This window comes from Agromyces mediolanus, assembly GCF_044917495.1.
Taxonomy (GTDB): domain Bacteria; phylum Actinomycetota; class Actinomycetes; order Actinomycetales; family Microbacteriaceae; genus Agromyces; species Agromyces mediolanus_B.
This window is the reverse complement of sequence record NZ_JAVSSI010000005.1, coordinates 51,484-63,447: the sequence shown is the minus strand read 5'-3', so window position 1 is coordinate 63,447 and position 11,964 is coordinate 51,484. Positions and strand designations below refer to the sequence as shown.

The following is an 11,964-nucleotide window of genomic DNA, read 5'->3' as shown; positions in this document are numbered from 1 at the left end:
AAGCAGATGGATCTCGACGCTCTCGCAGCCGCCCGTGCCGATGACTGGCAGCGACTCGACGCGCTCACCCGGCGGGGCCGGCTCGACGGGCGCGAGACCGACGAGCTGATCGAGCGGTACCAGTCGGCCGCCTCCGACCTGTCGACCGTGAAGACCACTGCCGGCTCGACCGCGCTCGGTGATCGGCTCTCGATCCTGCTCGCCCGAGCGCGCCTGCGCTTCACCGGCGTGCCGGAGAATCCGCTCCGCCAACTCACCCGCTTCTGGCTCGTGTCCCTGCCCGCCGCCCTCTACCGGGTGCGCTGGCTGACGCTCGCGGTCGCGGTGGCCACGGTGATCGTCGCCTGGTTGTTCGCCTCGTGGGTGCTCTCCGACCCGCGCGTCATCGCGAACCTCGGCAGCGAGGCGGAGCTCAAGCAGATCGCCGACGAGGGCTTCGCGGCCTACTACTCCGAGCATCCTGCGGCGTCGTTCGCCGGGTCCGTGTGGACGAACAACGCATGGATCGCGGCGCAGTGCGTCGCCTTCGGCATCACGGGCGTCTGGGTGCCCTACGTGATCCTGCAGAACGCGCAGAACCTCGGCATCATGGCGGGCATCATGTTCCACTTCGACGAGGCCGACACGTTCTTCCTCTACATCGCGCCCCACGGGCTGCTCGAGCTCACCTGCGTCTTCGTCGCCGCCGGGGCGGGCCTGCGCATCTTCTGGGCGTGGATCGCCCCCGGGGCCCGCAGCCGGAGCTCCTCCCTCGCCGCCGAGGCGCGTGCGCTGTTCACGATCGCGATCGGGCTCGTCTTCTGGCTCTTCGTCTCGGGGCTGATCGAGGGTTTCGTCACCCCGCAGCCCTGGCCCTGGGCGGTGAAGATCGGCATCGGCGCGCTCGCGCTCGCCGCGCTGCTGTTCACGATGCTCGTGCTCGGCCGGCGCGCGGCTCGCGCCGGGGAGACCGGCGATCTCAGCCCCTTCGAATCGGGCGAACGCCGCATCGTCGCGGGCTGAGTCGCAGCGGGTCGCCCGGTCGCTCCAGGCATCCGCCTGGCGGTCGTCGCCTCGCAGCAGCTCGGGTCGTGCCCCGCTGGAGACGGCGATGGCGGATGCCCCGTCCGGGACATCCGCCATCGACGTGCCGTGCTACGCGGAGAGCTTCACCGCGCGGTCGAAGACCGTCTTGTAGATCACACCGGCGATGACACCGCCGACGATCGGGGCGACGATCGACGCCCAGAGCTGGACGAGCGCGTCGCCGCCGCCGAAGATCGCCGTCGCGATCGAGCGGGCGGGGTTGAACGAGCCGTTCGTGATCGGGCCGGCGACGAGCACGAGCACGGTCAACGTGAGGCCGATCGCGAGCGGGGCGAAGTTCGCGGCGGAGCGCCCGGCCGAGGTCACGCCGAGGATGACGAACAGGAACACGGCCGTCGCGACGATCTCGGCGATGAAGAACGCGCCGATCCCGAAGCCGGCGGGGGAGAGCTCGTCGTAGCCGGTCGAGGCGGAGCGGAAGGTGGCGACCACGTCGGCACCGGGTGCGCTCGCGACGATGCCGAGCAGCACGACGGCGCCGAGGATGCCGCCGACGATCTGCGCGACGAGGTATCCGGCGACGTCCTTCCACGCGAAGCGCCCGGCGACGGCGAGGCCGAGCGTCACGGCCGGGTTGAAGTGCCCGCCCGAGATCGGGCCGAAGGCGTAGGCGGCGACGAGCACGCTGAGGCCGAGCGCGAAGGCGACACCGAGCAGGGTGGCGTTCGCCGAGGAGAAGATCGCGGCGCCGATGACGCCGAAGACGAGGATGAAGGTGCCGAGGAGTTCGGCGGTGAGCTTCTGCCCGGTCGAGGGTGCGGCCGTTTCGGCCATGCTGGTGTCCTTTCCTAGGGAGGCGAGCCGCCTCCCGCGGAGGCGACGACGGCGCGGGACCCCTCCGCGCCGGGCATGAGCCTATCGAGAAGGACGATCGCCGGCGGGGCGAGGCGCGCCGGTGTGTCGCGCCACGACGTCGCATGACGCCGGGCGACGGAGCGCCGGGCGCGTGCCGCGGCGCTGCGGCGCCCGCGGGCTCAGAGCCGGCCGGCGGCCTTCAGCGCGAGATAGTGGTCGGCGAGGGCCGGCGGGAGCTCGTGCGGCGGTGCGGTCACGGTCTCGGCGCCGAGCCGGCGGATGGCGGCCGCGACGCGCGAGCCGTCGAGCAGCCCGCGTTCGGCCGCGGCGGCGCGGTAGACCTCGTCGAGCTCGTCGGTGCGCCGGCTGGCGTCCACGGCGTCCGGATCGGCGACGGTGGCCACGATGACGAGGTGGCGCGCGGTGAGCTGCGGGAGCATGGCGAGCAGGCCGGCGGCGTTCGCGGGGGAGTCCACGCCGGTGAGCAGCACGACGAGCGCCCGACGGCTCGTGAGCCGCCGCACCTGGGCCGGGACCGCGGCCCAGTCCGCCTCGATGAGCTCGGGCTCGATCGTCGCCATGACGTCGACGAGTTGCGCGAGCAGCTCCGGGCCGTTGGCGCCGTGCACGCGGCCGCGGACGCGGCGGTCCCAGGCGAGCCAGTCGACCCGGTCGCCCGCATGGGAGGCGAGCGCGGAGAGGAGGAGCGACGCCTCGAAGGCGGTGTCGAGCCGCGGTTCGTCGGCGATGCGCGCGGCGGCGGTGCGCGAGGTGTCCGTGACGATGACGATCCGGCGGTCGCGCTCGGGCCGCCAGGTGCGGACCATGAGCCGGGTCCCGCCGGGCGACTCGGGATCGGTGCGGCGGGCGGTGGCCCGCCAATCGATGGAACGGACGTCGTCGCCGCGCACGTACTCGCGGATCGAATCGAACTCGGTGCCCTGCCCGCGGATCAGGAGCGGGGTGCGGCCGTCGATCTCCCGGAGCCGGGTGAGCCGCGACGGGAGGTGCACCCGCGACGCGAACGGCGGCAGCACGCGGAGTCGGCCCGGGCCGGCGATGGTCGCCTGCCGCGACCAGAGGCCGAGCGGACCGGCGCTGCGGATGGTGACCTGCTCGACCCTGCGGTCGCCGCGGCGCACGGGGATCAGGGTGAGGGTGACGCGCCGGCGCTCACCGGCGGGGATGCGCAGCCGCGTGCGGTTCGGGCCGGCCACTCCCGCGGACGGCTGCCAGCCGTCGCGCACGACCGCGCGCATCGCGCGGCTGCCGAGGTTCTGGATCAGCAGCTCCGAGCGCGCCGGCTCGCCGAGCCGGACCCGCCCCGGGAGCTCGCGGTGCAGTGCGACGCGACGCGGCGACGCCGCCAGGGAGAGGTCGATCGCCCCGAGCCCGACCGAGAGCGCCAGCCAGGCGAGCAGCGTCAGCCACGCGGCCTGGCCGCCGGCGGCCGCGGCGGCGGCCGGCGTCGGCGCGCCCGAGGCGACGCTCGCCAGAATACTCAGCGCGACGGTCGGCACGATGCCGAGCGCGAGGAGCAGCACGAACCTCCCGGAGATCGTCATCTCAGAGCGGCACCCGGACCTGCTGCACGATCCCGCGCAGCACCTGGTCGACTGCGACGCCCTCGAGCTCGGCCTCCGGCCGCAGCTGGACGCGGTGGCGCCACACGGGGAGCAGCATGGCCTGCAGGTGGTCCGGCGTCAGTCGCTCGTATCCCGTGAGCCAGGCCCAGGCCTTGGCCGCGGCGAGCAGGCCGGTCGCGGCGCGGGGGCTGACGCCGAGCCGCAGCGAGGGCGCGCGCCGGGTCGCCCGCGCGAGGTCGACGAGGTAGGCGAGCACGTCGTCCGAGGCGCCGACGCGTCGCGCGGCCGCCCTCGCCGCCGCGAGTTCGCCGGCGGAGAGCACGGGCTGCACGCCCGCGGCCTCCAGGTCGTGCGGGGAGAAGCCGTCGGCGTGGCGACGGAGCATCGCGAACTCCGCATCCCGCTCGGGGACCTCGAGCACGAGCTTCATCAGGAAGCGGTCGAGCTGCGCCTCCGGCAGCGAGTACGTGCCCTCGTACTCGATCGGGTTCTGCGTCGCGGCGACGAGGAAGGGGTCGGGGAGCGGGCGGGTGACGCCGTCGGCCGAGACCTGGCGCTCCTCCATCGCCTCGAGCAGCGCGGACTGGGTCTTCGGCGGGGTGCGGTTGATCTCGTCGGCGAGCAGGAGGTTCGTGAAGATCGGGCCCTCGCGGAACGCGAACTCGCCGGAACGGGGATCGTACGCCAGCGAGCCCGTGACATCGCCCGGCATCAGATCCGGGGTGAACTGGAGCCGGCGCGTCTCGAGCCGGAGCGTGCGGCTCAGCGTGCGGACGAGGAGGGTCTTCGCGACGCCGGGCACGCCTTCGAGGAGCACATGCCCGTCTGCGAGGAGCGCGATGATCAGGCCGGTCACGGCGCCGTCCTGGCCGACGACGGCCTTGCCCACTTCGGTGCGCACGCGGTTCAGGGCATCGCGCAGCTCGGCATCCGTCTGGATGGGGTCGGTCATGATGGCCTTCCTGGTCGTTCGGTGGTCTGCGTGGGGTCGGTGTCCGGCTGGAGCGTTCGCCGGACCTCGGCCTCGAGCTCGTGGATCGCCGCCGCGAGCTCCACGAGACGGCGGTCGTCGAGCGGCTCCTCGTCGATGAGCAGGCGCTCGGTGGCGTGCGGCTCGCGTCCGGTCGCGGTCGCGGCGGCGATGGCGATCTCGCGGGCGTCGGCGGAACGGGGCAGCTTCAACAGGCGGATGAGGCGGCCGAGCGCGCCGATGCGGAGCTGATCGAGCGCGTGGGTGCGCACCGCGCTCCGCGCGTAGAGCCGGGCGCGGCCCTCCCGGGTCTCCGCGATCGGCACGTCGACGACGAGGTCCTCCGCGACGAGGGGACCGAATCGGCGGCCCCGCCAGATGGCCGCGACGACGGTGAGCAGCATCGCGAGCACGGCCACCGGGGTCACCCACCCCGGGGTGAGCTCGCCGAGGGTCGGCGCGGTGGCGGCGTCGACGTCTTCGATGCCCGGGACGTACCAGGCGAGTTCCTCGGCCTCGCCGAGCAGGCCGAGGGCGAGGGCTGCGTTGCCCGCCTCGTCGACGGTGCCGTTCGCGAACACGGTCGAGCTGCCGACGATCGTGAGCCGGCCGCCGTCGCTCGGCCCGTCGACGAGCGCGAAGCCGAAGTCGCCGTCGGCGAAACAGCCTTCCCAGCCGTCGTCGCGCGCGGCGTCGTCGAGGCGGAAGAGGCGCTGTCCGTCGGAGAGGCGCTCCGCGCGTTCGGCCGCGGGGAGCGCGCAGCCCGCATGGTCGAGCGGTCCGCTCGCGACCCCGGCGAGGCGGACGCCGTCGGCGAGCTCGGACAGCGTCGCGAACCCGGGATCGACGACGACGAGCTGCTCGGTCGTGCCCGCCAGCTCGGCGAGGCGTTCCGGATCGAGGAATCCCGCGGCATCGGCGACGAGCACGGCGGCGCCGGCGCGGGCCGCGGCGTCTGCGTCGTCGAAGGAGGACACCTCGCGGACCTCGACGCCCTGGGCGCGCAGCACCTCCACGACCGCCTTCGCACCGGCGGGGGCCGGGTTGGCGGCGCCGAGCGGCGGGCCCGCGGTGCGCATCCCGCCCTGGATGACGAGGAGCGCGAGGGCGCCGAGGATCGCGATGACGGCGATCGCGATCCAGGTGCGCGCGCGGCGCAGTCCTCCGCGGAGGGTCGGAGTGAGCGCGGTCGCCTGCGGGGCGGCCTCCGGCGGCGCGGCGTCCGGCAGGGTCGGCGCCGCCGTGTCGGGCCCGGTGATCGGCGCGCTCACGTCGGGACTCCCACTCGGACGGCGGTCGCGGGCGTCGTGCCGGCGAGTTCCGCTTCGAGGGCGGTGAGCCGCTCGTACGCGGCGGCGCCGCCGCCATGGCCGAGGTACCGCACGTCGTCGAACGCGCGCGACGCCTCCAGGAGCGCGGCCGCGTGCCCGGGGAAGGGACTCGCTGCCGCGACCGCGATCGCGTGCGCGGTCGTGCCCGGGTGGATGCGGACGAGTTCCCGTTCGGCGAGCCCTCGGACGAGGGCTCGGTAGCGCTCCTCGATCGCGAGCGGCCAGTCGCCCTGCTGCGCCGCGAGCACGGCGGCACGGCGGAGCTCGTCCAGCCCGCGCACGTCGGCGTCGTCGAACAGGGGGACGGACCCGGCACGCCGCCGTCGGAGCCTCGGCAGGCCGAAGACGAGGAGTCCGATCACGACGAGGGCGACGACGGCGACCACCACGATGCCGATGATGAGCGGTTGCGGCACGCCGCCGGCGCCGGAGAAGAGGTCGGAGACGGCGTCGCCGATCGCCTGCATCAGCCGGTCGAACCAGCTCGGTTCGGCCGCCCGGTACTCGGGCTTCGAGAGCTCGTCGACGAGCCAGCGGCGCGCCTCCTCGGCGTCCGGGTCGACGGGGATCTCGATTCGCACGCGGTCAGGTCCAGGCCGGAGCGGGGGCCGCGGGCGCCGCGGACGGTGCGAACGGGTCGCCGACCGGCTGGCCGGCGTCCCGGAGCTCGACGTGCCGCTGGAGGAGCAGGTCGAGGCCCTCCTTGCGCATGCGGAGGTCGAGGTAGACGACCGCCACGACCGCCGACTGCACCACGGCGGTGATCGCCCCGATGACGAGCGAGAGTACCAACGAGACCGCGTAGAGCGCGATGATGGCGCCCACCCCGCTCCCAGAGCCCGTCGGGTCGACGAGCCCGATGACGATGCCGCCGATGAGGGAGACGGGGGTGGTCACGACCTGAGCGGCGAGATTCAGGATGACGGCGACGAGGGCCTCGACGCCGAAGGTGCGCCAGAAGAAGCCGTTGGTCAGCCGCCACGACCGCCCGATCGCGCGACCGACGCCGGCGCCCTCCATGACGATGACGCTCGGGACGAGCGACAGCTTCACCGCCAGCCACACGAACAGGGCAGCGACCGCGAGCACCACGAACCCGATGATGATCACCGTCGCGACGATGCCGCCGACCGCGCCGGACGTCGCCGCCGCGAAGCTCACGCCGACCAGGACGCCGAGCAGGACGACGGCGAGGATCGCGATGATCGCGGCGACCCCCACGAGGAGCGTCCAGCCGATGAGCGGCCAGATCCGCCGGGCGGTGCGCCGCCACAGCTCGCCGAAGCGCAGGCGTTCGCCGAGGGTGCTGCTCGCGACCTCGACGACCATGATGCCCTGGAGGAACGCGGTGCCGACGACGGAGAGCGCGAGCGGGATGAGCATGAGGAGGAGGAAGCCGCCCATCGCCCCGGCCATGATCACGTCCTGGTCGGCGGCGCTCGCGGAATCCACGCGGCCGGCCATCGCGAAGAAGAACGGGACGAACGCGCCGACCGTGGCGAGTGCGATGGCGAGCTGGACGATGAGGCCGCTGCCGAGGACGGGCCCCGGGTTCCTGCGCAGCGTGCGGAACGGCGCCCACATCAGCGTGCCGAAGCCGAGCGGGCGGAGCGGCAGCAGCCCCGGCTTCGGCGGAGGCGTCCACCCGGGTTGCGGTCCGCCGTACTGGGGCGCGTACTGCGGGGCGCCGTACTGGGGCGCGCCGTATTGCGGGGCGCCGTATTGCGGGGCGCCGTACTGGGGCGCGCCAGACCCCGGCTGGGGCGCACCGTACCCGGGCTGCGACGAGCCGTCTCCCGAGCCGGCTGCCGGCGGGGCCCACCCGCCGGGAGGCGGGGCGCCGTTCGCCGGCGGCGGCCACGCGCCCTGTCCGGGCGCTTGCCACTGCGGATCGGTCACGAACGGGCTCCTTCCGGCGGTCTCCCCATGCTTTCACATCCGACGCAGGAACGAACGACGCCGTCCACAGCAGGGCTCGCGGTGGCCGGCATCCGGTCCGACCGCGCTCGAACGGCTACGCTTGGACGACCGGCCATGTCGCAGAAGCCCCGGCCCGAGCGGAAATGTGAATCGATGTCCCAACGCATCCTGGTCGTCGACGACGACACGGCCCTCGCCGAGATGATCGGCATCGTGCTGCGTTCCGAGGGATTCGAGCCGCTGTTCTGCGCCGACGGCGGCCAGGCGGTCGAAGCGTTCCGCGAGGCGCGGCCCGACCTCGTGCTCCTCGACCTCATGCTGCCCGGCATGGACGGCATCGAGGTGTGCGGACGCATCCGCGCCGAGTCGGGCACCCCCATCATCATGCTGACGGCGAAGAGCGACACGGCCGACGTCGTGCGCGGCCTCGAGTCCGGTGCCGACGACTACATCGTGAAGCCCTTCAACCCGAAGGAGCTGATCGCGAGGATCCGCACTCGGCTGCGCCCGGCGCCCGAGCAGGCGCCCGAGACGCTCGGCGTCGGCGATCTCGTGATCGATGTCGCCGGGCACGAGGTGCGACGCGGCGACGAGCGGATCAACCTCACCCCGCTCGAGTTCGACCTGCTGCACACGCTCGCGGCGAAGCCCCAGCAGGTGTTCACCCGGGAGATGCTGCTCGAGCAGGTCTGGGGCTACCACTACAAGGCCGACACCCGGCTCGTGAACGTGCACGTGCAGCGCCTCCGGGCGAAGGTCGAGCACGACCCCGACAACCCCCGGATCGTCATGACCGTGCGCGGCGTGGGCTACCGCGCCGGCGCGACCACCTAGGCGCATGAGCACGGCCGAGGCGGCGCCGGCGACGCTGCGGATCGGCCGCTGGCGAGGCATCCCGCGGCGGCTGGCGACGCTGTGGCGCCATTCGCTGCAGTTCCGCACCGTGCTGATCACCCTGGCGCTGTCGGGGCTCGCGATCCTCGTGATCGGCCTCTACATCAGCTTCAGCGTCGCCTCGAGCCTCTTCCAGACGCAGCTCGACCAGGTGCTCGGATCCTCGAACAACGCCACCGCAGCGGCGCAGCGCATCCTGAACCCCTCCGACGCCGCCGACCAGGCGGCGATGCAGTCCCTCATGGACTCGACGGTGAAGATCGTGCAGTCGAGCTCCGGCAGCTCCCTGATCGGCGTCTACCGGGCCCCGGGACAGGAGCCGTCGACGATCGCGCCCCTCGGCAGCATCGCGCCGGGGCTCGAGTCGGTGCTGAGCGACGAGCTCCGCGAACGGGTGCAGGCGAACCCCGGCGGGCAGTTCTGGCAGTCGGTCGCCCTCGACGACGGCGACGGCGGGACCGATCCGGGCGTCGTCGTCGGCTCCGACCTGCAGGTCCCGGGAGCGGGACGCTACGAGCTCTACATCGGCTACGACTTCGCCGACGCGCAGCAGACCCTCGACCAGATGCAGACGACGGGCGTCATCGGGGCGATCGCCCTCCTCGCCCTGCTCGCGGTCGTCACCCTGCTCGTCGTGCGCTGGGTGATCGAACCGATCCGCACCGCCGCCGTCACCAGTCGGCGGCTCGCAGCCGGCGATCTCGGCGTGCGGATGCCGGAGAAGGGCGAGGACGAGCTCGCGACGCTCGCCGCATCGTTCAACGGCATGGCCGACAGTCTGCAGGCGCGCATCCGCGAGCTCGCGGAGCTCTCGGTGGTGCAGCAGCGGTTCGTCTCCGACGTCTCGCACGAGCTGCGCACCCCGCTCACGACGATCCGGCTCGCGGGCGACGTGCTCTACGGGCAGCGCGACGACTTCCCCGGGCCGACGGCGCGCACGGTCGAGCTCCTGCACACGCAGACCGATCGCTTCGAGCAGCTCCTCGCCGACCTCCTCGAGATCAGCCGCTACGACGCCGGCTCGGTCGAGCTCGCGACGGAGCCGACGAACCTCGTCCACCTCGCCGGCGACGCGATCGAGTCGATGCACGAGCTCGCCGAGGAACGCGGCAGCGAGCTCCGACTCGATGCGCCCGGCGGCCATCTCGACGCGCACGTCGATCCGCGCCGCATCCGTCGCATCGTGCGGAACCTCCTCGGCAACGCGATCGAGCACGGCGAGGGCCGGCCGATCGTCATCGCCGTCGATTCGAACGAGCAGGCGGTGGCGCTCAGCGTGCGGGACTACGGTCTCGGCATGAGCGAGGAGGAGCAGTCCCACGTGTTCGACCGCTTCTGGCGCGCCGACCCGAGCCGGACGCGCACGATCGGCGGCACCGGGCTCGGCCTCGCGATCTCCCTGGAGGACGCGGTCGCGCACGGCGGCGCCCTCGACGTCTGGTCGCGACCCGGCGTCGGCACCGTCTTCCGACTCACGGTGCCCCGGCTCGCGAACGGCTCGATCGGCGACTCGCCCCTCCCGCTCGTGCCGATCGACCCCGAGGCGGCCGGACCCGGCGCCCCGAACGCCGTCACCACCGATACGAAGAGCCTGGGGGTGCCCGATGCGTAGGAGGGTCGGGGGAGTCCTCGCCGCCGCGGCGGCGCTCGCCGCGCTGCTGCTCGCCGGCTGCGCCTCGCTGCCGAGCTCCGGCGGCGTGAACGCCGGCAGTCCGGGCACCGGGGACGAGGCGCTCGAACTCGACCTGCAGGCGCCGTCGCCGACCGAGGGCGCCACGCAGGAGGAGATCCTGCGCGGCTTCATCAACGCCGCGACGAGCCCCCGCAGCAACTACGCAGTCGCCCGTCAGTACCTCGCGCCCGAGTTCGCCGACCAGTGGCAGCCCGGCGAGGGTGCGACGATCGACCGCTTCGCCGACCGCGACACCCTGCGCGTCGACGACGCGCACCTCCAGATCGATGCCGTGCCGGCGGCCGAGCTCGCGGCGAACGGGCAGTACCAGGCCGCGCAGTCGCAGGCGCCGATCCAGCTCGACTACCGCTTCGTGAAGGTCGGCGGCGAGTGGCGGATCAGCGAGGCGCCCGCGGGCGTGCTCATGGACGAGTCCAACTTCTCCCGGGTCTACCGCATGCACACGCTCTACTACTTCGACCGCGACTTCCGCTTCGCCGTGCCCGACGTCCGCTGGTTCGCGGGCCGGGAGTCGGCGCAGACGAGCATCGTCCGCGCGCTCCTGGCCGGACCCGCCGACTGGCTCGACGCCGGAGTGGTGTCGGCATTCCCCGAGGGCGTCCGGCTCGACCCGGACGCGGTGCCGATCGACGGCGGCGTCGCCGACGTCTCGCTCGAGGGCGCCGCAGCGGCGGACGACGAGCTCGCCGCCCAGCGGATGCGGTTCCAGTTGAAGGAGAGCCTCGCCTCGGTGCCGAACGTCGACGACGTCCAGCTCTCCCTCGACGGCACCGTGCAGACCGGTGCGCTCACCTTCTCGGCGATCACGGATCCGACGGCCGACGCCCGGGCGGTGGTGTACGACGGGACGACCTTCGGCCGGCTCGCCGGGAACGGGGAGGCGATCGAGCCGATCGCCGGGATCTCCGATCAGGTCGCCGGCCTGCTGCCGACCGCGGCCGCGCTGTCCCCGGACGCGCAATCGGCCGCGGTCCGCTCGGGCGAGGGCGACGTGTTCCTCGTGCGGGCCGAGGCGCAGCCCGTCCGCGTCGACGACCGCGACGACCTCATCGCCCCCGCCATCGACGGGTCCGGATACGTCTGGACGGTGCCGGCGGATGCGCCGCGGGAGATCCGCGTGTCGGGACCGGACGGCACGTCGGTCGCGATCCAGGCGCCCTGGTCGGCGATCGGCATCGCCGCGCTCGCGCTCGCACCGGACGGCACGCGGCTCATCGCGCTCCTCGACGACGCAGCCGGCAGCCGCTTCGTCGCGGTCGCCGTGGGCCGGACGGCGGATGGCGCCCCGCAGGCGCTCGGCTCGGTGCAGCTCATCCTCGCGGGCGAAGCGGGGGAGGCCGCGGACGTCAGCTGGCTCGACCAGACGACGGTCGCGTCGCTGACGGCGACGGACGGCGGCAGCGGAATCGTGAGCCAGGTGCTCGGCGGGCTCGCGACCCGTCGTGACGGACCGGTCGGCGGTGAGCAGCTCGACGCGGGCGTGAGCCCGCGCGAGTACCGGGTGCTGACGAGCGACGGCGATCTCGAGACGGTGAGTGGAGTGGGCTGGCAGATCCGGGCGAGCGGCATCCGCTTCCTCGGCTCGCAGCTCGCAGGCTGAGCACCTGGCCTCGGCCCGCAGCTGGAGCAGCCGGCCCGTCCTCCACTCGGCGCGCCGCGCACGACGACTCCACGAGGACGGCGATGCGG

General features: G+C 73.5%; 10 protein-coding genes. 4 read left to right on the top strand and 6 right to left on the bottom strand.

The window, feature by feature from the left end; genetic code table 11:
• Positions 1-6 precede the first annotated feature (6 nt).
• Entirely contained in the window at positions 7-1,002 is a 996-nt protein-coding gene (locus ROT00_RS09110; RefSeq protein WP_404774187.1) for a stage II sporulation protein M, read from the top strand.
• Between the two features lie 132 nt (positions 1,003-1,134).
• Here ROT00_RS09110 and ROT00_RS09105 read toward each other — a convergent pair whose 3' ends face one another.
• From ROT00_RS09105 to ROT00_RS09080, 6 genes are all read right to left on the bottom strand, one after another.
• Positions 1,135-1,860 (bottom strand): aquaporin, encoded by a 726-nt coding sequence (locus ROT00_RS09105; RefSeq protein ID WP_404774185.1) that lies wholly within the window; start codon positions 1,858-1,860, stop codon positions 1,135-1,137.
• A gap of 200 nt (positions 1,861-2,060) precedes the next feature.
• Entirely contained in the window at positions 2,061-3,446 is a 1,386-nt protein-coding gene (locus ROT00_RS09100; RefSeq protein ID WP_404774183.1) for a DUF58 domain-containing protein, read from the bottom strand.
• A gap of 1 nt (position 3,447) precedes the next feature.
• Positions 3,448-4,419 carry an AAA family ATPase gene (locus ROT00_RS09095; RefSeq protein ID WP_404774181.1) on the bottom strand — a complete coding sequence of 324 codons (972 nt, stop codon included), beginning with the start codon at positions 4,417-4,419 and terminating at the stop codon, positions 3,448-3,450.
• Positions 4,416-5,708 carry a DUF4350 domain-containing protein gene (locus ROT00_RS09090; RefSeq protein WP_404774180.1) on the bottom strand — a complete coding sequence of 431 codons (1,293 nt, stop codon included), beginning with the start codon at positions 5,706-5,708 and terminating at the stop codon, positions 4,416-4,418. Before ROT00_RS09090 ends, ROT00_RS09095 begins: the two co-directional genes overlap by 4 nt.
• The gene (locus ROT00_RS09085) at positions 5,705-6,349 is read right to left on the bottom strand and encodes a DUF4129 domain-containing protein (RefSeq protein WP_404774178.1); all 645 of its coding nucleotides are present in this window, start codon (positions 6,347-6,349) and stop codon (positions 5,705-5,707) included. The genes ROT00_RS09090 and ROT00_RS09085 overlap by 4 nt, the downstream gene beginning before the upstream one ends.
• A 4-nt stretch (positions 6,350-6,353) precedes the next feature.
• Positions 6,354-7,667: a DUF7847 domain-containing protein gene (locus ROT00_RS09080; protein WP_404774176.1), complete on the bottom strand. Its 1,314-nt coding sequence runs from the start codon at positions 7,665-7,667 to the stop codon at positions 6,354-6,356.
• A 174-nt stretch (positions 7,668-7,841) separates the two neighbouring features.
• Here ROT00_RS09080 and mtrA point away from each other — a divergent pair, with 174 nt between their 5' ends.
• The 3 genes from mtrA to ROT00_RS09065 are packed head-to-tail and all read left to right on the top strand — an operon-like array spanning position 7,842 to position 11,875.
• Positions 7,842-8,522, top strand: coding sequence for an MtrAB system response regulator MtrA (mtrA, locus tag ROT00_RS09075; RefSeq protein ID WP_404774175.1), 681 nt, complete (start codon positions 7,842-7,844; stop codon positions 8,520-8,522).
• 4 nt (positions 8,523-8,526) lie between these two features.
• Positions 8,527-10,194 (top strand): MtrAB system histidine kinase MtrB, encoded by a 1,668-nt coding sequence (gene mtrB / locus ROT00_RS09070; protein ID WP_404774173.1) that lies wholly within the window; start codon positions 8,527-8,529, stop codon positions 10,192-10,194.
• Positions 10,187-11,875 (top strand): LpqB family beta-propeller domain-containing protein, encoded by a 1,689-nt coding sequence (locus ROT00_RS09065; protein WP_404774172.1) that lies wholly within the window; start codon positions 10,187-10,189, stop codon positions 11,873-11,875. Before mtrB ends, ROT00_RS09065 begins: the two co-directional genes overlap by 8 nt.
• Positions 11,876-11,964 lie beyond the last annotated feature (89 nt).